Source organism: Vibrio minamisatsumaniensis (genome assembly GCF_050337445.1).
Taxonomy (GTDB): Bacteria; Pseudomonadota; Gammaproteobacteria; order Enterobacterales; family Vibrionaceae; genus Vibrio; species Vibrio artabrorum.
Map to the genome: position 1 here is coordinate 1 of NZ_JAKJSY010000046.1, position 21,921 is coordinate 21,921.

Below are 21,921 nucleotides of genomic sequence, written 5' to 3' on the forward strand. Positions count from 1 at the left end.
AGCGGAAATTATCAAAGGAGAAAGAAGGTTTCTTGTTTGTTGGAAGGTTTTATCTTAGCGGTCACGAAAATGCCGCAAAAAGCGGCATAATTCATAAATTATCGAGAGTAAAATAGAGTAAGGAATACGCGTTATTGATTATTTTGAGCTTAAACAGCTTGTGTAGCTGTCGGTGACTTGTTGAAGAAAATCGAAATAACTTCCACTTTTCACTTCAATATTTGAACCCATAGGATCAAGCTTCCCTTGTTTGGTATTACTTCCACGAGTGACGGACTCAATGACTGTCGGGGTAAATTGAGGTTCAGCGAAAACACATTGAACCTTGTCTCGCACTAATGTTTTCTTAATCTCAATCAAGCTCTTTGCTCCAGGTTTGCGATCTGGGCTAACGGTAAAATGACCTAAGTTGTTCAGTTCAAACTCTTGTTCAAAGTAACCATATGCGTCATGAAAAACGTAATAACCTTTGTCCTTGACTGGTGCCAGTTGAGCACGAATAGAGTGTTCTTTCTCTTTCAACGCGATTAAAAATGAATCGAGGTTCTCTTGATACGCCATTGCATTATCTGGATCCGTTTCCATCAATTTCGCTGAAATAAATTTTGCGGCAACTTTAACTTGATCGATCCCTAGCCAAAAATGTGGGTCATGACTGCCATGATGATGCCCTTCATGAGCGTCATGGTCTTGATGTCCAAATTCTCTTAGCGCAATTCCTGGGATTGAGCTTATCTGAATGACATTTTCTTTCGAGCCAATCACCTTCGTCAAAAACGCTTCTAGGTCAGGGCCAAACCAGATAACCATATCGGCACTGTGAACTTTTTTGACATCCGATGGCTTAAGCGCATAATCATGCGGCGAAGCATTGCTGTTCATTAACACCTCAGGCTCACTGACGCCCTGCGTTAATTCCGTGACAATCATTTGAATAGGTTTAAAGCTTGTTAGAATAGTATTGGCACTTGCAACACTTGGCGCTAAAAGCAAAGTAGCAAGTATAAAAGATGAACGTGACATAATCCCTCGATAATAGAAAAGTAGCGTAGGCTTGAGGTAAATGTTACATTATAACATTAGTGAATTGCAAATGAGTTCTATTCATGGATAACTTAATCCAACTAGATTCTGTGAGCGTCGAATTTGATGGTCGGAAAGTTCTAGACAACATATCTCTCAATATAGAGCGCGGCAGAATTACCACCCTGATTGGGCCAAACGGTGCTGGAAAGTCCACACTGGTCAAAGTGGTACTGGGGTTGCAAACCAAATTTTCAGGCACAATAAAAAAAAACAAAAAACTGAAAATTGGCTATGTTCCACAAAAATTAAAGCTCAATGATTCACTGCCTCTCAACGTAGAACGCTTTCTTAAGCTCACTGGCAAGTTCAGCCAGCAAGAGATCCTAGAAGCATTAAAACTCGTTGGAGCAGAACATCTGCAAAAGAGCAACATGCACCAGTTATCAGGTGGCGAAAACCAACGCGTGCTCATTGCTCGTTCATTACTAAGAAGGCCTGACCTACTGGTCCTTGATGAGCCGGCTCAAGGGGTTGACGTGCAGGGGCAAATCGACCTTTATGACTTGATTGATACCATCCGTCACCGCTTTGGTTGTGCCGTGTTTATGGTTTCACACGATCTGCATTTAGTGATGGCAAAAACAGACGATGTTATCTGTTTGCACCACCATATCTGCTGTTCAGGCGCGCCCGCAGACATCAAACACCACCCTTCGTATATTGCACTCTTTGGCACCGCAACCCAAGAGACGCTGGCGTTTTATCACCACCAACACGAACATCACCATCATGATCTCGCTGGCCAACCCGTAAAGGGCGGCGCACATGAATGTTCAAACCATAAACACGGACACCATTAATGCTTGAGTTTCTTCTTCCCTCTATTTTAGCTGGTTTGGGCATTGCTCTAATCGCGGGACCACTAGGCTCTTTTGTGGTTTGGCGAAAGATGGCTTACTTTGGAGACACCCTAGCTCACGCCTCTTTGATGGGCTTAGCGCTTGGTTTTCTATTCAATATTAATTTGTACTTCGCGCTGTTGATTTGTTGTTTGATGCTGGCCGTGTTGCTAGTGACCTTACAAAAACAAAAACTCGTTGCGACCGACACTTTACTCGGAATATTGGCACACAGTGCGCTCTCTTTAGGTTTGGTTGCGGTCAGTTTCTTAGACAATATTCGAGTCGACCTTATGAGCTACTTATTTGGAGATCTGCTTGCAGTATCACCCACTGATTTGGTCTTCATCTATGCAGGTGCCGCTGTGGTTGGCTTAGTACTTACTGTATTTTGGCGACCACTATTGTCCACGACGGTTAACGAAGATCTGGCGGCGGTTGACGGCATCAACATTGATTTAATGCGCCTGATTTTGATGCTGCTTGTCGGTATTGTGATTGCGGTGGGTATGAAGTTTGTTGGTGCGTTAATCATGACATCATTGCTGATCATCCCAGCCGCTACAGCAAGGAAGTTCGCGCATACACCTGAACAAATGGCCTTGCTAGCTTCGGTAATTGGTTCGATTGCGGTATGCGGAGGGTTAAGCTTATCTTGGTTCTATGACACGCCTGCGGGCCCATCGGTTGTTATTAGTGCTGCGGCAATGTTTATGCTTTCGCAAATGATAAAGACTCGTGCGTAGTAGTACGATTTTATATATTTGAAAACAAAAGGCTTGGTCAGTAGTGACCAAGCCTTTTTAATATCATTGAGTTAGTATCTATCTCAGCCGATAAACGTCAGCTGATTACCAACCTGTGATTTCACGTAGGCCTTTACCGATGTCAGCAAGAGAGTTAACCGTCTTAACGCCTGCGGCTTCTAGTGCGGCGAATTTATCTTCAGCAGTACCTTTACCACCAGAGATGATTGCGCCGGCGTGGCCCATACGTTTGCCCGGAGGAGCAGTAACACCAGCAATGTAAGAGACAACGGGCTTAGTTACGTTTGCTTTGATGAACTCAGCGGCTTCTTCTTCCGCAGTACCACCGATTTCACCAATCATGACGATAGCTTCAGTTTCTGGGTCTTCTTGAAAAAGTTTTAGGATATCAATGAAGTTTGAACCTGGGATTGGGTCACCACCGATGCCAACACATGTAGACTGACCAAAACCTTCATCAGTTGTTTGCTTAACTGCTTCGTAAGTCAAAGTTCCTGAACGAGATACGATACCCACTTTACCCTTCTTGTGGATGTGGCCAGGCATGATGCCAATCTTACACTCGTCTGGAGTGATTAGGCCGGGACAGTTAGGACCGATCATGCGAACGCCAGTTTCTTCTAGCTTCACTTTCACGTCGATCATATCGATGGTCGGGATACCTTCCGTGATCGTTACAATCAGTTCGATACCGGCATCAATCGCTTCTAAGATGGCATCTTTACAAAAAGGGGCTGGAACGTAGATAACCGTTGCCGTTGCGCCAGTCACTTCTACGGCTTCACGTACCGTGTTGAATACGGGAAGGCCTAGATGAATTTGCCCACCTTTACCAGGTGAAACACCACCAACCATTTGCGTACCGTAGGCGATAGCTTGGTCCGAATGGAATGTACCTTGACCGCCAGTGAAACCCTGACAGATTACTTTCGTGTCTTTGTTAATTAATACCGACATTATTTAGCCTCCGCAGCAGCAACAACTTTCTGAGCAGCATCTGTTAGCGATTCAGCTGCAATGATATCAACATCAGAATTAGCAAGGACTTCGCGACCTAGGTCCGCGTTTGTACCTTCTAGACGAACAACCACTGGTACAGTTACGCCGACTTCTTTAACCGCACCGATAATACCTTCAGCGATCATGTCACAACGAACGATACCACCGAAAATGTTGACGAGAACGGCTTTAACATTGTCATCTGAAAGGATGATCTTGAATGCTTCAGCGACACGCTCTTTCGTTGCGCCTCCGCCTACATCAAGGAAGTTTGCTGGCTTACCACCGTGTAGGTTTACGATATCCATCGTACCCATTGCAAGACCTGCACCGTTAACCATACAGCCAACGTTGCCGTCTAGTGCTACGTAGTTCAGTTCCCACTGAGCGGCATGCGCTTCGCGTTCATCTTCTTGTGAAGGATCGTGCATTTCACGAAGTTTTGGCTGACGGTACATTGCGTTTGAGTCAATGTTGATTTTACCGTCAAGACAGAGAAGATTACCTTCACTTGTAATGACAAGTGGATTGATCTCTAGTAGAGCGAGGTCGTACTGAGAGAACATTTCACCAAGACCCATAAAGATCTTAACGAACTGTTTAATTTGATCGCCAACCAAACCAAGTTTGAACGCCAGTTCACGGCCTTGGTAAGCTTGAGGGCCAACAAGAGGATCGATCGCTGATTGGTGAATTAACTCTGGAGTTTCTTCCGCGATTTTCTCAATATCAACACCGCCTTCGGTTGACGCCATGAATACTATTTTACGCGTTGTACGGTCAACAACAGCCCCTAGATAGAGTTCATTAGCAATGTTCGATGCTTCTTCAACTAGGATCTTTGTTACAGGCTGACCATTCGCGTCGGTTTGGAAAGTCACTAAATTTTTACCTAGCCACTTTTGTGCAAACTCTTTTACGCCTTCTTTCGTGTCATGTAGCTCTACGCCGCCCGCTTTACCGCGGCCACCAGCGTGTACCTGACACTTAACAACTTTCTTGGCTGTACTGATACGACCCGCAGCTTCAAAAGCTTCTTGTGCTGTATCACATGCGAAACCTTCTGGTACAGGCAAACCGAATTCTGCAAACAGCTGTTTGGCTTGGTATTCATGCAAATTCATTTTGATATTCCGTTTATTTTCCCTTAAGGGATTATTATTTCCATAACGACACAGTTTCCTGTGGTTCGTCTGTAGGGTCTTCTCAAATCAACTGCTGTCCATTTTCGAATGGCTTAACAGTTCAAGTGAAGGCCAGACGTTGAGCAGCCTAGCCTTTGAAACTTTTCACGTATAGCTAACGAGGTTAACTCGACGTTTTAGCGATACTAAACGTCTAATAGCAGGCGTGCTGGATCCTCTAGAAGCTCTTTAATAGTCACAAGGAATCCAACTGATTCACGGCCATCGATGAGACGGTGGTCGTAAGAAAGCGCTAAATACATCATTGGCAGTATCTCTACCTTGCCATCAACAGCCATTGGACGATCTTGGATTTTGTGCATACCCAAAATTGCCGCTTGAGGCGGGTTGATGATTGGCGTAGACATCAGAGATCCAAATACACCACCGTTTGTGATAGTGAAGTTACCGCCCATCAGTTCATCCACCGTTAGCTTGCCGTCACGACCTTTGATTGCGAGCTCTTTAATGCCTTTTTCGATGTCAGCGAAACCGAGTGTGTCACAGTCTTTCAGTACAGGCGTCACAAGGCCACGTGGCGTAGATACCGCCATGCTGATGTCAAAGTAGTTGTGGTAAACAATATCTGTACCATCGATAGAAGCGTTCACTTCAGGGAAACGTTTCAGCGCTTCCGTTACTGCTTTCACGTAGAAAGACATGAAACCAAGACGCGTATCATGACGCTTCTCGAATTGGTCTTTGTACTGTTTACGAAGGTCCATGATTGGTTTCATGTTCACTTCGTTGAAAGTAGTCAGCATGGCTGTGCTATTTTTCGCTTCAAGAAGACGGTTTGCCACAGTCTTACGTAGACGAGTCATCGGCACACGTTTTTGGCTGCGAGCCGCTGCTGGCGCTTCAACTGCAGGTGCAGATACAGCTGCCGGAGCCACTTTCGCTGCTGCTAGATGTGCGTCGATATCTTCACGAGTAATACGACCGCCAACACCAGTGCCTTTAACGTCTGCGGGTTGTAGACTGTGCTCTGCAAGTAGGCGACGAACGGCTGGGCTTAGTGCGTCGTTGCTCTCTTCGGTAAGCGCAGCTTTATGGCGCTTATCAGGAGAGGCTTCGGTATCTTCAGTAGTATCTTTCGTCGGTTCACCCGCGACAGCACCCGGTTTGATTTTAGCCAGAAGCTGCTTAGAAAGTACCGTAGCACCCTCTTCTTCGATGATAGCTTCCAGAACACCCGCTTCAGGAGCCGGCACTTCTAGAACGACTTTATCTGTTTCGATATCTACAATGACTTCATCACGAGCAACTGCTTCGCCCGGTTTTTTATGCCAAGTCGCCACTGTTGCATCCGCCACAGATTCAGGTAAATCTGGAACCAGAATTTCAATTGTCATGTGCGTATTTTCCTTTTACTTCTAGTTCTTAAGTAGGGTCAATGCGTCGTCTACCAACGCTTTTTGTTGTTTCAAGTGTACCGACATATAGCCAACAGCTGGGGATGCTGATGCAGGTCGACCTGCGTATTGAATATCAGCACCTACTGGGATAGCAGCTCGGAAATTATGTTGGCTACTGTACCAAGCACCTTGGTTTTGTGGCTCTTCTTGACACCAAACGTAATCAACAACATTTGTGTACTGTGCGATGGCAGCTCTCACGTCCTCATAAGGGAACGGGTAAAGTTGTTCAATACGTACAATAGCGACATCGTCTCGCTCGTTCTTACGTCTTTGGTCAAGCAGGTCAAAGTAAACCTTACCTGAACAGAACACGACGCGTTTTACGTTCTCTGGTGCCAGATCATCAATTTCTGCGATAGCTGGTTGGAACGTGCCTTCTGCCAAATCTTCAAGAGAAGAAGTACACAGAGGGTGACGAAGCAATGACTTAGGTGACATTACAATCAGTGGTCGACGCATTGGTCGAACAACCTGACGGCGAATCATGTGGTAAACCTGAGCGGGTGTTGAAGGAACAACAACCTGCATGTTTTGTTCAGCACATAACTGAAGGTAACGCTCAAGACGAGCAGAAGAGTGCTCTGGACCTTGGCCTTCATAACCGTGAGGAAGCAGCATCGTTAGGCCACACAGACGTGCCCACTTTTGCTCACCGGATGAAATGAATTGGTCGATAACAACTTGTGCACCGTTTGCGAAGTCACCAAATTGTGCTTCCCAAAGGGTTAGACCGCTTGGCTCTGCTGTCGCATAACCATACTCAAATGCGAGTACCGCTTCTTCAGATAACACCGAGTCAAACACTTGGAATGGCCCTTGTTTATCATGAATGTTCGCAAGAGGAACATAGGTGCTTGCATCTGATTGATTGTGCAGTACCGCGTGACGGTGGAAGAAGGTACCACGACCTGAATCTTGGCCTGAGATACGAATACGCTTACCGTCATCAACCAGTGTTGCGTAAGCCAGAGTTTCAGCCATACCCCAATCGACTTGTTTCTCACCATTCACCATGGCAGTACGATCGTTGTACAGTTTATTTACTCGGCTTTGCAGCTTGTGGCTATCTGGGTATTGACAAAGTTTGCTGCCAAGCTCTTTCAGGCGCTCGATATCAATCTTGTTATCCCACTCGATATTCCAGTCGTGACCAAGGTAAGGCGTCCAGTCTACTGAGTGAAGTGCCATTGGGCGCCACTCTTTAACCACAACTTCACCATGATCAAGTGCATCACGATATTCGTTAACGAGTTGAGTTGCGGTATCAATACCAAACTCACCGCGCTCCATTAGCACGTCAGCGTAAAGCTTACGTGGCGTTGGGTGCTTCTTGATTTTTTGGTACATCAAAGGCTGTGTTGCATTCGGCTCATCGGCTTCATTGTGACCGTGGCGACGGTAACAAACCAAATCAATAACAACATCACGCTTAAACGTATTACGGTAATCCAATGCAAGACGCGCAACGAAAGCCACCGCTTCAGGGTCATCAGCATTAACGTGGAAAATCGGAGCCTGAACCATCTTTGCAATATCGGTACAGTACATCGTAGAGCGTGTATCACGAGGATTAGACGTTGTAAAACCAACTTGGTTGTTTACAACAATACGGACCGTGCCTCCCACGCAGAAACCACGAGCTTGAGACATGTTAAACGTCTCTTGTACGACGCCCTGACCAGCGATAGCTGAGTCACCATGGATAGTAATAGGAAGTACGCGGCTGCCGTCTTTGTCATCTAAACGATCTTGACGAGCACGCACGGAACCGATAACTACCGGGTTTACGATTTCTAAGTGAGATGGGTTAAATGCGAGAGCTAAGTGAACGTTGCCGCCAGGTGTTGCAAAGTCCGCAGAAAAGCCTTGGTGGTATTTCACATCACCAGTCCCCCACGAATCATCGTTATGCTTGCCCGCAAATTCGTCAAACAGGTCTTGTGGTTTTTTACCAAGCACGTTAACCAACATGTTTAGACGACCACGGTGAGCCATACCAACAACAACTTCACGCATGCCTTGTCCACCAGCATGACGAATGATTTCTTTCGTCATTGGGATAAGAGCATCCCCTCCTTCTAAGGAGAAACGTTTAGCGCCAGGGAATTTTGCGCCAAGATAGCGCTCAAGACCTTCGGCTGCCGTTAACTCTTCTAGGAAAGCTTTCTTTTCTTCTTTATTGAAAGAGGGTTGACCAGATACAGACTCTAAACGTTGTTGAATCCAACGCTTTTGCTCTGTATTTGTCATGTGCATGTATTCAGCACCAATAGAGCCACAATATGTTTGTTTTAGAGATTTGTAGAGATCTTTAAGCACCATCGTCTCTTGGCCAATGGCGTAAGAGCCGACGTTAAACGTCTCATTGAGGTCATCTTCGGTAAGAGTGTGGAAAGAAGGGTCCAGTTCATCAACTGTCGCTCTTTTCCATAAACCTAGAGGGTCTAGGTTTGCTGCTTGGTGCCCTCGGAATCGATAGGCATTAATAAGTTGCAGAACCTTTACTTGTTTCGCATCGACATCTGGATCACTAACTTGGACACTGTAATGCTTTGTTTCTTGAGCGAGACGACGGAAGTAGTCACGAACACGAGAGTGTGGTTGTTCCACTGTCTCAGAAGCTTGCACAGGCAATGCTTCGAAAACACCTCTCCATTCGTCACTTACCGAATCGGGGTCACTTAGATACTGTTCATAGAGTTCTTCTACGTACGTTGCATTGGCGCCAGCCAAGTGTGAAGACTCGAGCCATGCCTTCATCACGCCGTTGTGCATATTTTCCCTTAACCAGTAGTTTTCACATTTGCTGCGGTCAAAGCCGAGCAATTAAAAGACCGCCCCAAAACGTCTCTAGGGCGGCAATTTTTATCACTTAAACCGAACGATTTACCAGCATGGTCTTAATGTGACCAATCGCTTTCGTTGGATTTAATCCCTTAGGACAAACACTTACACAATTCATGATGCCATGGCAACGAAAAACGCTAAATGCATCATCAAGATCGGACAAACGTTCGTCTGTCGCTGTATCTCGGCTATCAATTAGCCAACGGTATGCTGCAAGTAGGCCAGCTGGTCCGATGAATTTATCAGGGTTCCACCAGAACGATGGGCATGACGTTGTACAACATGCACACATGATGCATTCGTACAATCCGTCCAAATGAGCACGTTCATCAGGGCTTTGTAAGTTTTCACGAGCCGGCGGCACATTGCCGTCTGATACGAGAAATGGCTTCACTTTTTCGTAGTTATCGTAGAATTGAGTCATATCGACAATCAAATCACGAACAACGGGCAAACCAGGCAATGGACGGATTACAATCTTATCGCCTTTCAAAGCAGATAAAGGAGTAATGCACGCTAGGCCATTTTTACCGTTCATGTTCAGACCATCCGAACCGCACACACCTTCGCGGCACGAACGGCGGAATGAGATCGATGGATCTTGCTCTTTCAACAGGATAAGGGCGTCCAAAAGCATCATGTCTGAACCTTCATCCACCTCAAGGGTGTATTCTTTCATGTAAGGCTTCTGGTCAACATCTGGATTGTAACGGTATAAAGAGAAATTCAGTTTCATGGTCATATCTCCTTAGTACGTACGTGCTTTCGGCGGGAACGCTTCACGATGGATTGGTTCCATGTTTACGCCACGCTTAGTCATACTTTCTGATTCAGGGTTGTACAGTGAGTGACATAGCCACTGCTCATCATCGCGGTCAGGGAAGTCAAACCGAGCATGAGCACCACGACTCTCAGTACGGAAGTTAGCAGCAACGGCGGTTGCGAACGCTGTTTCCATCAAGTTTTCAAGCTCTAGACACTCGATACGTTGCGTGTTGAACTCTGTAGACTTATCCGCTAAGTGTGCATTCTTCAAACGCTCACGAATCGCTTTAAGCTCTTCTAGGCCTTCAGCCATCGCTTTACCTTCACGGAATACAGAGAAGTTATTCTGCATACATTGCTGAAGATCTTTACGGATTTGCGCTGGGTCCTCGCCGTCTGTACTGTTTTCCCAACGGTTGTAACGCTCTAGTGAACGCTCAATGTCAGCTTCAGTTGCAGGTTTCGCTTCGTCTTGCTTCTTGAGAGTCTCACCTAGGTGTAGACCTGTCGCACGACCAAATACCACCAAATCAAGCAGTGAGTTACCACCTAGACGGTTAGCACCATGTACTGATACTGATGCGATTTCACCACAAGCGAATAGACCTTGAATTTCAACGTCTGAACCATCTTCAGCTTGTTTAATTGCTTGACCAGAAACCTGAGTTGGAACGCCCCCCATCATGTAGTGACATGTTGGGATAACAGGAATGGGCTCTTTCACTGGATCTACGTGAGCAAAGGTACGAGAAAGCTCACAGACACCCGGTAGACGAGATTCCAGCGTCTCTTCACCTAGGTGATCAAGCTTAAGCTTAATGTGAGGACCCCAAGGGCCATCGCAACCGCGACCTTCACGAATTTCAACCATCATTGAACGAGCAACAACATCACGCCCCGCTAAGTCTTTAGCGTTGGGGGCGTAACGCTCCATAAAGCGTTCACCATCTTTATTAAGCAGGTACCCTCCCTCACCACGGCAACCTTCGGTTACCAATACACCAGCACCAGCGATACCAGTTGGGTGGAACTGCCACATTTCGATGTCTTGCATCGGTACGCCGGCACGAATGGCCATACCAACACCGTCACCAGTATTAATATGTGCATTGGTTGTTGATGCGTAAATACGACCCGCACCACCAGTCGCAAGGATTGTTGCCTTCGCTTTGAAGTAGCAAACCTCACCCGTTTCCATACAAAGCGCAGTAGTACCTAAGATTGCACCCTCTTCGTTCTTAACAAGATCCAGTGCATACCACTCAGAGAAAACGGTCGTTTTGTGTTTAATGTTTTGTTGGTAAAGCGTGTGAAGCAGAGCGTGACCCGTACGGTCGGCTGCCGCTGCGGTACGAGCCGCTTGCTCACCACCAAAGTTTTTAGATTGACCACCGAAAGGACGCTGGTAAATCGTCCCGTTCTCAAAACGAGAGAAAGGTAGGCCCATTTTTTCAAGTTCGATTACCGACTCAGGACCGTTTTTACACATGTATTCGATAGCGTCTTGGTCACCGATGTAATCAGAACCTTTTACTGTGTCATACATGTGTTGTTCCCAATGGTCTTCATGCGCGTTACCTAGAGCAACCGTGATGCCGCCTTGCGCTGAAACCGTATGAGAACGAGTAGGGAAAACTTTAGAAAGCAATGCACAAGATAGGCCTTGCTCAGAAATTTGCAGTGCGGCACGCATACCTGCACCACCAGCGCCGATCACTACGGCATCAAACTCACGAACAGGAATAGTCACTTACGCACCCCACAAAATAAACAGACCAGAGAAGAAATATCCCAAAAGAACGGCAACAACACCAACTTGAAGACCAACACGCAATTTTGCGCATTTGATGTAGTCAGTGAGAACTTGCCAAAGGCCGATCCAGGCATGAACCAAAACAGAAGTAAGCGCTAACATAGTGAAGACTTTCGTGAAGGTCCCACCAAAGAATTGCGTCCAAGATGCATAAGAGATATCACCAGAGAAAGCACAGAAGCTGACTAGGTAGATAGTGTAAAGCGTCATAATGATGGCCGTCGCACGAATCAGTAGATAATCGTGGACACCATTACGACCAAAAGTAGAAACGTTGTTTACCATACTAAGATCCCCGCAAGTAGAGACAATATCGCAGTTGCTGCGAATGCAACCTTAGCGCTCTTAGCGCCAGACTCCAGCTCTTCAAAATGACCAAGATCCATAAGAAGGTGACGAATACCACCCGCAATATGGTAAGCTAGAGCAGTTAAAATGCCCCACAGAATAAACTTCACGAAGAAACCGTCGACAATGTCGCTCGCTTCCATAAAGCCTACTGGGGATGAGAGGGAAATGGATAGTAACCAAAGCAGAATTCCAATCGCGACAAAAGTTATCACCCCAGACACACGGTGTAGGATGGAAGCTATTGCTGTGATCGGAAAGTGGATGGTCTGTAAATCTAAATTAACAGGTCTTGTTTTTCTTTCTTTCACGGGCTTGCTCACTCAGCTCCATTGAGCATTATGGTCATTAAATAACCTTATGATATTGTTATGGACAAAATTTGATCGCTAACCGTTAAAATTTAACACTAACTTAACAAATAACCGAAGTTGAGCTTTAGATAATTGTAAAATAACTGTTAATCGCCAGATTAAGAAAGACGCCTCACATACCTTCTTAGCCTTGCATTTATAAGGTGTTAACCAAACTTTTCAGCGTCACTATACGACTGGCAACATTCTAATACAATTGATGTAACAAATAATGCTACACAGACCAGATTTTTAACGAATTTAATGTAAAAAACACTAACAAGTGCACACAAAGCAGCAGAAGAATTGACTTTCAGACCTAAGACCAGTAAAAAAATGACACATAAACATCCTGGACGGATAAAATAATAAACAAAGGAGATTGTTATGGCGGATAAGAAAGCTACCCTTCACATTGAAGGTCATGCTCCGATCGAACTGCCGATTACAGAAGGTGCACTTGGTACACCCGTGATCGATGTTCGTACACTGGGTTCGAATGGTTTTTTCACTTTTGACCCGGGTTTTCTTGCCACTGCATCTTGTGAGTCTCAAATCACTTTTATTGATGGTGGAAAAGGTATTCTTTTACACCGTGGTTATCCCATTGACCAACTTGCCAATAACGCTGATTACTTAGAAGTATGTTACATACTTCTTTACGGTGAAGCCCCATCTCGAGCTGAGTACGAAAAGTTCAAGACTACCGTGACACGTCACACTATGGTGCATGAGCAAATCGCGAGTTTCTTCCACGGCTTCCGTCGTGACGCTCACCCTATGGCAGTAATGTGTGGTGTTGTCGGCGCGCTAGCGGCGTTCTACCACGACTCACTTGATATCAACAACGACACACACCGTGAAATCGCGGCTTACCGCTTAATTTCAAAAATGCCGACACTGGCCGCGATGTGTTACAAATATTCAATCGGTCAACCGTTTATTTACCCACGTAACGATCTAGGTTACGCAGAAAACTTTTTACACATGATGTTTGCAAACCCATGTGAAGAGTATGAAGTGAACCCTATCGTTGCGCGCGCAATGGATAAGATCTTTACACTACATGCTGATCACGAACAAAACGCTTCAACGTCTACTGTACGTCTTGCGGGCTCATCCGGTGCCAACCCGTTTGCATGTATCGCAGCAGGTATCGCATCACTTTGGGGCCCTGCTCACGGCGGTGCAAACGAAGCTTGTCTGCGCATGCTTGAAGAGATTGGTAGTGTCGATAACATTGAAGAATACGTGGCGAAAGCAAAAGACAAAGATGACCCATTCCGTTTGATGGGTTTCGGTCACCGTGTTTACAAGAACTACGACCCACGAGCTACCGTTATGCGCGAAGCGTGTCACGAAGTACTGAAAGAGCTCAACATCCAAGATCCACTATTAGATGTAGCAATGGAACTGGAGCGTATCGCTCTTTCTGATGAGTACTTTGTTTCTAAGAAGCTATACCCGAACGTCGATTTCTACTCAGGTATCATTCTGAAAGCAATCGGTATTCCTGTCTCGATGTTCACTGTGATCTTCGCAATGTCTCGCACCATAGGTTGGATTGCGCACTGGAACGAAATGCACAGCGATCCGACGAATCGTATCGGCCGTCCTCGTCAGCTGTATACTGGTGAAGAACAACGTGACTTTAAAGCGCTTCACGAACGTGAATAGTCTTTATAAAGCATGATTGGTTAAAGGGGTTGATGCGCGAACATCAACCCCTTTTCTTTTGTACGCTCTCAACTCCGTCATCCTCAAGAGTGCGAAGTAAACGAATAAAATAATATCGTCATCCCCAAGAACGAGGGACGAGTGAGTTGGGGATCTCAATCAGTTTATAGAGAACCTTCAGAGATTCCCTACTCCTTCCTCCGTCAGTCTAGGGAATGACGGTGCCTATAAAACGAAGCCATGTCGTCATCCTCAAGAACGAGGAACGAGTGAGTTGGGGATCTCATTCATTGTATCGACAAGCTCTCAGAGATTCCCTACTCCTTCCTCCGTCTGTCTAGGGAATGACGGTGCCTATAGAAAACGAAACCGTGTCGTCATCCCCAAGAACGAGGGGCGAATGAGCTGGAGATCTCATTTAGTTTATAGAGAACCTTCAAAGATTCCCTATTCCTTCCTTCGTCAGTCTAGGGAATGACGGTACTTATAGAGCGAAACAATGTCGTCATCCTCAAGAGCGAGGAACGAGCGAGTTGGGGATCTCCTTAAGCGAGCAGATAAACTCTACAGGTTACCTGCTCAATTCTAGAAAATGATGCATACTCTCGACTTGTATCCCTCATCTCGCAACTTCTCTTATACCGGATTATCGATATCAATAAACTCAACATCCAAGCCATGCTCTTTCGCTAACCATTCACCTAACGCTTTTACGCCATATCGCTCAGTGGCGTGGTGACCAGCAGCAAAATAATGAATGTCTTGCTCGCGTGCTGAGTAAGTAGTGCGCTCTGAAATTTCACCAGAGATAAATGCATCAATCCCCTGAGAGGCTGCAAGCTCAATGTAGTCTTGACCACCACCAGTACACCAACCAACCGTCGTAATCATTTTTTCTTGGTTTTCTGGAGCGATATGCAGAGGCTTGCGATTCAGAGCTCGGTCAATTTTTTCGGCAAACTCTGAACCTGTCATTGGTGTTTTTAATTTGCCAAACATAGCTACCGATTGGGGGTGCCCTTCCAAACCGCCTTCGACTTCTATCTCAAGTAACTCTGCCAATTTTGCGTTGTTGCCAAGTTCAGGGTGAATATCAAGAGGGAGATGGTAACCTAAAAGGTTGATGTCATTTTTAATCAGGGTACGAATGCGCTTGCCTTTCATGCCACGAATCGCTTCTGACTCGCCTTTCCAAAAGAAGCCGTGGTGAACCAATAGAGCGTCTGCGTTCAACTCTACCGCTTTATCAATGAGCGCCTGAGAGGCCGTGACACCTGTTACGATGCGCTCCACATCTGATACCCCTTCAACTTGCAAACCATTGGGGCAGTAATCTTTGATCTGCTGCGGTTGCAGTTTTTCGTTAAGTCGCTTTTCTAATTGTAAGTTATTCATTTTTATTTCCAGCTTACCTTTATATTAACGCCGTTATATCAATTTACAGGTAGAATGTCGAAAGCCCCAGGGCTATGTTTATCAAGGGCAATGTTTATCAAGAGCTATGTTGATGACGAACCGATGACCGAAATTTACGAGGAACCGATGACAGCACTGCAACGCTTTTACCAATGGGTCATCGACTCGCCGCCGTTACTGGAAATCAAGCCACCGGTATCGAATCTCAATGTCTTTTTAAGCGACTATGTCATTGACTCAGCGCACACATACCATGGTAACCCTAGGTTAGGTTTCCTCTACCAACATCTGTGTAGACAAGTCATCGAAGCCTCAGCGAATTATTCAATAAAATACGAAGAGATTCAGATCAATGTAGCAGGCAGAACACTAGGCGCAATCGACTTTATTCTTGAAGATTCGAGCAGCCAAAAGCGGGAACATTGGGAAGTGGCGATTAAGTTTTATCTGCTCCATGAACAAACATGGTTTGGACCCAACTCTCACGATCAATTGGACAAAAAGCTCGCTAGAATGCTCGGCCACCAGCTCGAAATGTCCTCTTCTGCAGCGTTTATTGAGCAATATCCGGAGATCGATGTCGACTCAAAGCACCTACTTATGCAAGGACGCTTATACACCAACCCTTTCTTGGAGCAAAATGTACCGACTGAATGTTTAGGCTACGACATTAACTCCAGCCAAGTTAACGGCTTTTGGTGTTATCAAAGCCAAGCGCATTTAATCACTGAAGCGCTCTACCCTCTCACCAAAGAGCAATGGGCGGCCGGGACGGATGATTTCAGCAGTCAGCCTATCACCGAGTTTGGTGATCGCTTCGTCCATGGGCAAACCAAGTCTGGGCAATTCTGGTTTGTGATGCCACAAAGTTGGCCACACGGTTAGTCGTCTGAGTGATCTCACTTACCTTTCCCGCTTACACGCAACCAGCATAAATAAAAAGGGCTGATGCTTTCACATCAACCCTTCTATCTATTTAGCTTTTAGATCCAGTAATCAAATTTCGATTACAGACCAGCCGCTGCAAATACTTGGTTCACAATCTCTTGAGCTTCTGCTTCGATGGCTTTCAGGTGCTCTTCACCTTTAAAGCTTTCACAGTAGATCTTGTAGATGTCTTCAGTACCGGATGGACGAGCAGCAAACCAACCGTTCTCAGTCGTCACCTTAAGACCACCAATCGCCGCACCGTTACCTGGAGCGTGCGTTAAGCGGGCTGTAATTGGATCACCAGCCAGCATCTCAGCAGAAACCATCTCTGGAGATAGCTTTTTAAGCACGTCTTTTTGTGCGCCATTGGCTACCGCTTGAATACGGTTGTACTTAGACTCACCGTGTTTAGCGGCCAGTTCTTCGTAGTATTCTTGTGGGTTCTTACCTGTCACCGCTGTGATCTCAGCCGCAAGTAAGCAAAGAATCAGGCCGTCTTTATCGGTTGACCAAGGCGTGCCGTCTTTACGTAGGAAGGAGGCACCCGCACTCTCTTCACCGCCGAAACCAAACTGACCGTTGTATAGACCATCGACAAACCATTTAAATCCAACAGGCACTTCGCAAAGCTCACGACCTAAGTCAGCCACTACGCGGTCGATTAATGCGCTTGATACCAGTGTCTTACCCACAGCCACGTCTTTACCCCAACCTTCACGGTTACGGTATAGGTAATCAATACAAACCGCTAAGAAGTGGTTTGGATTCATCAAACCTTTCGGTGTCACGATACCGTGGCGATCGTAATCTGGGTCATTACCAAACGCGAGAGCGTACTCGTCTTTTAGCGCCAGTAAGCCTGCCATTGCGTAAGGAGATGAACAGTCCATACGAACCACGCCATCTTTATCGAGAGACATGAATTGGAATGAAGGGTCAATCGCTTCATTGACCAGAGTAAGATCGAGATTGTACGCTTTGCCAATTTGACGCCAGTAATCAATACCACTGCCACCCAGTGGATCGACACCAATCTTGATGTTTGCTTTCTGGATCGCTTCCATATCCACAACGTTCACCAAATCAGCGACGTATGGTGCCACTAGGTCAACTTCTTTTACTAACTCAGACTGTTTCGCCTGTGCGATAGGCGTACGCTTAACACTTTGCATTTGCTCAGCAATGATCGCGTTTGCACGGTCTTCAATCGCTTGAGTCAATTCAGCTTCTGCCGGGCCACCGTGTGTTGGGTTGTATTTGATACCGCCGTCTTGTGGTGGGTTGTGTGAAGGCGTGATAACAATGCCATCAGCTTTTTTGTCATTCACGAGGTTATGCGTAAGAATCGCGTGCGAAATACCCGGTGTTGGCGTAAAACCATTGTTTTCTTGAATAATCACTTCAACGCCATTCGCGACAAGCACTTCGATAACCGTAGAAAATGCAGGCTCAGATAGAGCGTGAGTATCTTTACCTAAGAAAAGTGGGCCCGTTGTGCCCTGAGCGGCACGAACTTCAGCAACTGCTTGTGCAATCGCTAGAATGTGGTTTTCGTTAAATGTTGATTTATCTGCAGTACCACGGTGACCTGATGTACCGAACAATACTTTATGATCTGGGTTACTCGCATCCGGTTGCTGTAAGAAATAGTTAGCAACTAAAGCCGGGATATTATGAAGATCTTCCTGCTGAGCTTTCTGCCCAGCACGAGGGTGCATAGCCATTTTTCGACATCCTTATATAAAACTTACAAACAAAAAAACCTCATAATATCTTCTTATCCATGGATATTATGAGGTTTAAATCAGATTTCGCTAAATTGAACCGGTGACTTTTTCTATCAATTCAGCTTGGAAACTCATACGGCTCATAAGCTGCTCAATCATTTGTCTTTTACGGCTAGTATTATTATTAGTAATCACCCAAAAAGGACTTTGTGGAATCGCTTTAGGCTTGGTGGTGTTACCATTGGCTAACAACGTTGCTTCGTTATCTGCGAAATAAACACGCTTACGGCCTTTAACTTGAGTTGCTTCTGAAAAGCTTTCAGGGTCGATTTTATGCAGTGTAGATAACACAAGCATGAAACGATCAATGGCTTTCTTTAGTGATGCAAACTCATCTGATATTAGTAATGAACGCATTTCTTTAACGCCATCTAACTTCTCTAGAGTAAAACCTACCTCTTTACTAACAACGATACCTTTTGGTTCAACGATATCTTCAATCGGAACCTTACCTTGGCTATCAACCTGTAATAAGCGACGCAGAATATCTGAAGCGCTTTCGCCAATACGTTCTGTCTGACCCGCAATAAAACGGTATAGGTCTTCATCAACCTCAATTGTTTTCATTCGCTTTTCACAATCTCAATGTTTAAACTCTGGATGATTATAGCGAGATCCGCGCGGATACTCTACGTCAAACCCACCATGAATAAGAGAAAAATGTCACTACAGCTCAACTATAAAATTGAAGGTGAGGGTCACACCATCGTTTTGATCCATGGATTATTCGGTAACTTAGACAACCTTGGCTTGCTGGCTAGGGATCTCAAAGCCGATCATCAGGTGCTTAGCCTCGATCTACGCAACCACGGTCAATCTTTCCATAGTGACATTCACGATTATCAAGCAATGGCACAAGATGTCGCTCAACTGTTGAATGATCTGGCACTGAAAGAGGTCACAGTGATCGGTCATTCAATGGGGGGCAAAGTCGCAATGGCGCTGACGCAACATTTTGCACTGCGTAAGTTGATCGTATTAGATATGGCACCTATTGCGTACAAAGAACATCGACACAACAACGTATTCGCGGGCCTGCAAGCCGTAATTGAAGAGCAACCGACCTCTCGCTCAGAGACGTTAAAGATCCTCTCGAAACATATCGAAATAGATGGGGTTCGTCAGTTCTTAACCAAATCTTTGTTCAAAGCAGAGCACGGCATCATGGAATGGCGCTTCAATGTTGCTTCGTTATTGAGCAACTACCCAAGCATTATGGGTTGGGCGCCGATCGAGAAAACCTCGGTCAAAACCTTGCTAATAAAAGGTGGGGATTCTGATTACCTCACCACTGAACATCAAGCCGCCGTTCAGCAGCAATTTTCTCACGCAAAGGCACACGTTATCGCGAATACTGGTCACTGGCTGCATGCCGAAAAACCGACAGAAGTACTTAGAGCAATTAGAAAGTTCATCGCTTAAACACTCTTTTCGTACCGATAAAGAGAGCGATACAATCACTGCAGATTAACTTTATCTCACAACAGTGATATAGTGCGCCCAAGCAAAATTGGTATATAAGGTTCCCATGCTTTACGATTACATGAACATCATTGAATCTGTTGGTTTGGATCTTCTGTTTGCCGCGATTTTCTTTTTGATCGGTATGGCAATTAAAGACGTTCTAAAGCAAGGTAATGTTCCAGCATTTGGTCGTCGCATCGTATGGTTAGTACTTTTCCTTGGTTGTGCGGGTTTTATCGCCAAAGGGATAATCCAACTAAGCTGGGAAGGAACGGGGATCTAATGATTCTCTTTCGAACTTTATTACACCGACAACAGACAAAATGAAAGGTAATGATTCTATGGCAAGTGTAGGTCTCTTCTTTGGTAGCGATACAGGTAACACTGAAGCTGTTGCTAAGATGATTCAAAAGCAATTGGGCAAGCAGCTCGTTCACGTTCAAGACATTGCAAAAAGCAGCAAAGAAGATATCGATAACTTCGATCTACTGCTGCTTGGTATCCCTACGTGGTACTACGGCGAAGCACAATGTGACTGGGACGACTTTTTCCCTGAGCTAGAAGCTATTGATTTTTCAACGAAGCTTGTTGCTATCTTTGGCTGTGGCGACCAAGAAGATTACGCAGAATACTTCTGTGATGCTATGGGGACTATCCGTGACATCGTTGAAGCAAAAGGCGGTACTATCTTAGGTCACACATCAACTGAAGGCTACGAATTCGAAGCATCGAAAGGGTTAGTTGAAGGCGATGACAGCCAATTCGTTGGCCTATGTATCGATGAAGACCGTCAACCTGAGCTAACTGAGGAGCGTGTTTCGAACTGGGTTAAACAAATCCACGAAGAGATGTGCCTAGCAGAGCTAGAAGACTAATTCTCTGATGGTTGTTAATAGTTACAATTAATAACCATTATGTAGATATGAAAAAACCTCCATCTTGGAGGTTTTTTGCGATTTATACTGATTAATTAGCACTCAACTTCTAATGCGTCATCATCCTCTCTAAACTGCGGTTTTTTTCTGACATACAGAGTGCGCTGAATTTCTGATACCACATTCCCCTTCTTATCTTTCACGTAGATAATGAACTCAGGAAAACACTTTTCACCAAGCTGTGTCTGACGGTAGATTTCGTCAAGTTGTCCTTGGCTTATCTCAAAATCAGCGTACAGGTCAGATTGGCCCGGCTTAATGAAGTTAATGCTCGCCTCCTTATCCCAAACGTAATATCGCTCCCCTAAAATTCCCATTAACATCAAGGAGTAAACAGGATCAGTTAAAGAAAATATGCTACCCCCATATTGAGTGCGATTGGCGTTCTTGTTCCACCAACGTAGCTTTAATATCGTCTTAACGACTCTAAAGTCAGGGCTTATATGGGCAATACGAATACCCGCCCCCCAAAAAGGTGGCCAAATATTGAGTGCGAACTTTACAATGTTCGGTTTGTAAATTTTTGCGAGCTGCTTGTTCATAACCACATTCCATGTTCATATCAGAAACACCGTCACCTTGACTGGTCGTACCTCCACTATAAGGGAGATACTTTCATTTTACAAAACAGATTGTGATGTCAGTGAGTAACCCTTTGAAGTTCGTGGTTTATTGTTATGTCTGACTAAACTATAATGGCATTAATATTGAATTCTGTTAATTGCTGCAGATCATCAACAGGAAAGTGTATGTCAGACAATAATCAAGCGCTAAAAGATGCTGGTCTTAAAGTGACCCTTCCACGGCTCAAAATTTTAGAAGTATTACAACAGCCAGAGTGCCAACATATTAGTGCTGAAGATTTATATAAAAAGCTGATCGACTTAGGAGAAGAGATTGGGCTTGCGACCGTTTATCGTGTACTTAACCAATTCGATGATGCTGGCATTGTAACGCGCCACCACTTTGAAGGCGGTAAGTCTGTATTTGAACTTTCAACACAGTACCATCATGACCACCTTGTGTGTCTAGACTGCGGTGAAGTTATTGAATTTTCTGATGAGCTTATCGAAGAAAGACAGAAACAAATCGCAGAACGCTATAACGTGAAACTGACAAACCACAGTTTGTACTTATATGGCAAGAGCATTAGCGGAGGTTGCAAAGGCAACCCAGATGCTCACAAAGCAAAATAAACGTTTTCTATTCGGGCTAAAAATCTGCTCGATCGTTATTTAGCTCAACGAGTTATTCAGACACAAAAAAACCGGCTCTAAGCCGGTTTTTTAT

Annotated in this window: 21 protein-coding genes; 8 read left to right on the top strand and 13 right to left on the bottom strand. The window is 45.2% G+C overall.

The genetic code is table 11. The annotated features are described in order from the left end of the window. Nucleotides 1–138: 138 nt before the first annotated feature. Nucleotides 139–1,023: a zinc ABC transporter substrate-binding protein ZnuA gene (gene znuA / locus L4B77_RS11610; RefSeq protein WP_429750581.1), complete on the bottom strand. Its 885-nt coding sequence runs from the start codon at nucleotides 1,021–1,023 to the stop codon at nucleotides 139–141. 83 nt (nucleotides 1,024–1,106) lie between these two features. On the opposite strand from znuA, the gene znuC reads away from it, so the two are divergent. Beyond that, nucleotides 1,107–1,886 carry a zinc ABC transporter ATP-binding protein ZnuC gene (gene znuC, locus L4B77_RS11615; protein WP_429750583.1) on the top strand — a complete coding sequence of 260 codons (780 nt, stop codon included), beginning with the start codon at nucleotides 1,107–1,109 and terminating at the stop codon, nucleotides 1,884–1,886. Continuing rightward, complete coding sequence (znuB, locus tag L4B77_RS11620) at nucleotides 1,886–2,671, top strand: zinc ABC transporter permease subunit ZnuB (RefSeq protein ID WP_261837785.1); 786 nt, start codon at nucleotides 1,886–1,888, stop codon at nucleotides 2,669–2,671. Before znuC ends, znuB begins: the two co-directional genes overlap by 1 nt. 105 nt (nucleotides 2,672–2,776) lie before the next feature. On the opposite strand, the gene sucD is transcribed toward znuB, so the two are convergent. From sucD to sdhC, 8 genes are all read right to left on the bottom strand, one after another. Beyond that, nucleotides 2,777–3,649, bottom strand: coding sequence for a succinate--CoA ligase subunit alpha (sucD, locus tag L4B77_RS11625; protein ID WP_261837786.1), 873 nt, complete (start codon nucleotides 3,647–3,649; stop codon nucleotides 2,777–2,779). Next, the gene (gene sucC / locus L4B77_RS11630; protein ID WP_372041452.1) at nucleotides 3,649–4,815 is read right to left on the bottom strand and encodes an ADP-forming succinate--CoA ligase subunit beta; all 1,167 of its coding nucleotides are present in this window, start codon (nucleotides 4,813–4,815) and stop codon (nucleotides 3,649–3,651) included. The genes sucD and sucC overlap by 1 nt, the downstream gene beginning before the upstream one ends. A gap of 206 nt (nucleotides 4,816–5,021) precedes the next feature. Continuing rightward, nucleotides 5,022–6,230: a 2-oxoglutarate dehydrogenase complex dihydrolipoyllysine-residue succinyltransferase gene (gene odhB, locus L4B77_RS11635; protein ID WP_261837788.1), complete on the bottom strand. Its 1,209-nt coding sequence runs from the start codon at nucleotides 6,228–6,230 to the stop codon at nucleotides 5,022–5,024. 21 nt (nucleotides 6,231–6,251) lie between these two features. Further along, complete coding sequence (sucA, locus tag L4B77_RS11640) at nucleotides 6,252–9,071, bottom strand: 2-oxoglutarate dehydrogenase E1 component (RefSeq protein WP_429750586.1); 2,820 nt, start codon at nucleotides 9,069–9,071, stop codon at nucleotides 6,252–6,254. Nucleotides 9,072–9,168: 97 nt separating this feature from the next. Further along, nucleotides 9,169–9,879 (bottom strand): succinate dehydrogenase iron-sulfur subunit, encoded by a 711-nt coding sequence (locus tag L4B77_RS11645; protein ID WP_261837790.1) that lies wholly within the window; start codon nucleotides 9,877–9,879, stop codon nucleotides 9,169–9,171. A 12-nt stretch (nucleotides 9,880–9,891) separates the two neighbouring features. Next, nucleotides 9,892–11,658, bottom strand: a complete 1,767-nt coding sequence (gene sdhA, locus L4B77_RS11650; RefSeq protein ID WP_429750588.1) for a succinate dehydrogenase flavoprotein subunit — start codon at nucleotides 11,656–11,658, stop codon at nucleotides 9,892–9,894. Continuing rightward, a complete protein-coding gene (gene sdhD, locus L4B77_RS11655; protein ID WP_010436768.1) occupies nucleotides 11,659–12,006 on the bottom strand; it encodes a succinate dehydrogenase, hydrophobic membrane anchor protein in 348 nt (115 codons plus the stop codon). Next, nucleotides 12,000–12,392 (bottom strand): succinate dehydrogenase cytochrome b556 subunit, encoded by a 393-nt coding sequence (gene sdhC / locus L4B77_RS11660; RefSeq protein ID WP_261837792.1) that lies wholly within the window; start codon nucleotides 12,390–12,392, stop codon nucleotides 12,000–12,002. The genes sdhD and sdhC overlap by 7 nt, the downstream gene beginning before the upstream one ends. Before the next feature lie 417 nt (nucleotides 12,393–12,809). Here sdhC and L4B77_RS11665 point away from each other — a divergent pair, with 417 nt between their 5' ends. Further along, entirely contained in the window at nucleotides 12,810–14,099 is a 1,290-nt protein-coding gene (locus L4B77_RS11665) for a citrate synthase (RefSeq protein ID WP_261837793.1), read from the top strand. Between the two features lie 636 nt (nucleotides 14,100–14,735). On the opposite strand, the gene L4B77_RS11670 is transcribed toward L4B77_RS11665, so the two are convergent. Continuing rightward, a complete protein-coding gene (locus tag L4B77_RS11670; protein WP_429750592.1) occupies nucleotides 14,736–15,494 on the bottom strand; it encodes a Nif3-like dinuclear metal center hexameric protein in 759 nt (252 codons plus the stop codon). Between the two features lie 147 nt (nucleotides 15,495–15,641). On the opposite strand from L4B77_RS11670, the gene L4B77_RS11675 reads away from it, so the two are divergent. Next, entirely contained in the window at nucleotides 15,642–16,400 is a 759-nt protein-coding gene (locus L4B77_RS11675) for a DUF1853 family protein (protein ID WP_429750610.1), read from the top strand. Between the two features lie 122 nt (nucleotides 16,401–16,522). On the opposite strand, the gene pgm is transcribed toward L4B77_RS11675, so the two are convergent. Beyond that, the gene (gene pgm / locus L4B77_RS11680) at nucleotides 16,523–18,169 is read right to left on the bottom strand and encodes a phosphoglucomutase (alpha-D-glucose-1,6-bisphosphate-dependent) (protein WP_429750594.1); all 1,647 of its coding nucleotides are present in this window, start codon (nucleotides 18,167–18,169) and stop codon (nucleotides 16,523–16,525) included. Nucleotides 18,170–18,259: 90 nt separating this feature from the next. Next, a complete protein-coding gene (gene seqA / locus L4B77_RS11685; protein WP_261837796.1) occupies nucleotides 18,260–18,799 on the bottom strand; it encodes a replication initiation negative regulator SeqA in 540 nt (179 codons plus the stop codon). A gap of 93 nt (nucleotides 18,800–18,892) precedes the next feature. On the opposite strand from seqA, the gene L4B77_RS11690 reads away from it, so the two are divergent. From L4B77_RS11690 to fldA, 3 genes are all read left to right on the top strand, one after another. Then, nucleotides 18,893–19,654 (top strand): alpha/beta fold hydrolase, encoded by a 762-nt coding sequence (locus L4B77_RS11690; RefSeq protein ID WP_429750596.1) that lies wholly within the window; start codon nucleotides 18,893–18,895, stop codon nucleotides 19,652–19,654. Nucleotides 19,655–19,760: 106 nt separating this feature from the next. Next, a complete protein-coding gene (locus tag L4B77_RS11695; protein ID WP_009847328.1) occupies nucleotides 19,761–19,979 on the top strand; it encodes a DUF2788 domain-containing protein in 219 nt (72 codons plus the stop codon). Nucleotides 19,980–20,037: 58 nt separating this feature from the next. Then, a complete protein-coding gene (gene fldA, locus L4B77_RS11700; protein WP_261837798.1) occupies nucleotides 20,038–20,571 on the top strand; it encodes a flavodoxin FldA in 534 nt (177 codons plus the stop codon). A gap of 95 nt (nucleotides 20,572–20,666) precedes the next feature. On the opposite strand, the gene L4B77_RS11705 is transcribed toward fldA, so the two are convergent. Continuing rightward, the gene (locus tag L4B77_RS11705; protein WP_261837799.1) at nucleotides 20,667–21,173 is read right to left on the bottom strand and encodes a DUF4442 domain-containing protein; all 507 of its coding nucleotides are present in this window, start codon (nucleotides 21,171–21,173) and stop codon (nucleotides 20,667–20,669) included. Nucleotides 21,174–21,380: 207 nt separating this feature from the next. Between L4B77_RS11705 and fcrX the strand changes: the two genes are divergently transcribed. After that, on the top strand, nucleotides 21,381–21,827 hold the full coding sequence (gene fcrX, locus L4B77_RS11710; RefSeq protein WP_261837800.1) for a ferric iron uptake transcriptional regulator FcrX: 447 nt from the start codon (nucleotides 21,381–21,383) through the stop codon (nucleotides 21,825–21,827). Nucleotides 21,828–21,921: the final 94 nt, after the last annotated feature.

Bases quoted from the DNA above. Each gene is read 5' to 3' on its own strand.
- znuA (WP_429750581.1), bottom strand. From the start codon at position 1,023: ATGTCACGTTCATCTTTTATACTTGCTACTTTGCTTTTAGCGCCAAGT.
- znuC (WP_429750583.1), top strand. From the start codon at position 1,107: ATGGATAACTTAATCCAACTAGATTCTGTGAGCGTCGAATTTGATGGT.
- znuB (WP_261837785.1), top strand. From the start codon at position 1,886: ATGCTTGAGTTTCTTCTTCCCTCTATTTTAGCTGGTTTGGGCATTGCT.
- sucD (WP_261837786.1), bottom strand. From the start codon at position 3,649: ATGTCGGTATTAATTAACAAAGACACGAAAGTAATCTGTCAGGGTTTC.
- sucC (WP_372041452.1), bottom strand. From the start codon at position 4,815: ATGAATTTGCATGAATACCAAGCCAAACAGCTGTTTGCAGAATTCGGT.
- odhB (WP_261837788.1), bottom strand. From the start codon at position 6,230: ATGACAATTGAAATTCTGGTTCCAGATTTACCTGAATCTGTGGCGGAT.
- sucA (WP_429750586.1), bottom strand. From the start codon at position 9,071: ATGCACAACGGCGTGATGAAGGCATGGCTCGAGTCTTCACACTTGGCT.
- L4B77_RS11645 (WP_261837790.1), bottom strand. From the start codon at position 9,879: ATGAAACTGAATTTCTCTTTATACCGTTACAATCCAGATGTTGACCAG.
- sdhD (WP_010436768.1), bottom strand. From the start codon at position 12,006: ATGGTAAACAACGTTTCTACTTTTGGTCGTAATGGTGTCCACGATTAT.
- L4B77_RS11665 (WP_261837793.1), top strand. From the start codon at position 12,810: ATGGCGGATAAGAAAGCTACCCTTCACATTGAAGGTCATGCTCCGATC.
- L4B77_RS11670 (WP_429750592.1), bottom strand. From the start codon at position 15,494: ATGAATAACTTACAATTAGAAAAGCGACTTAACGAAAAACTGCAACCG.
- L4B77_RS11675 (WP_429750610.1), top strand. From the start codon at position 15,642: ATGACAGCACTGCAACGCTTTTACCAATGGGTCATCGACTCGCCGCCG.
- pgm (WP_429750594.1), bottom strand. From the start codon at position 18,169: ATGGCTATGCACCCTCGTGCTGGGCAGAAAGCTCAGCAGGAAGATCTT.
- seqA (WP_261837796.1), bottom strand. From the start codon at position 18,799: ATGAAAACAATTGAGGTTGATGAAGACCTATACCGTTTTATTGCGGGT.
- L4B77_RS11690 (WP_429750596.1), top strand. From the start codon at position 18,893: ATGTCACTACAGCTCAACTATAAAATTGAAGGTGAGGGTCACACCATC.
- L4B77_RS11695 (WP_009847328.1), top strand. From the start codon at position 19,761: ATGCTTTACGATTACATGAACATCATTGAATCTGTTGGTTTGGATCTT.
- fldA (WP_261837798.1), top strand. From the start codon at position 20,038: ATGGCAAGTGTAGGTCTCTTCTTTGGTAGCGATACAGGTAACACTGAA.
- L4B77_RS11705 (WP_261837799.1), bottom strand. From the start codon at position 21,173: ATGAACAAGCAGCTCGCAAAAATTTACAAACCGAACATTGTAAAGTTC.
- fcrX (WP_261837800.1), top strand. From the start codon at position 21,381: ATGTCAGACAATAATCAAGCGCTAAAAGATGCTGGTCTTAAAGTGACC.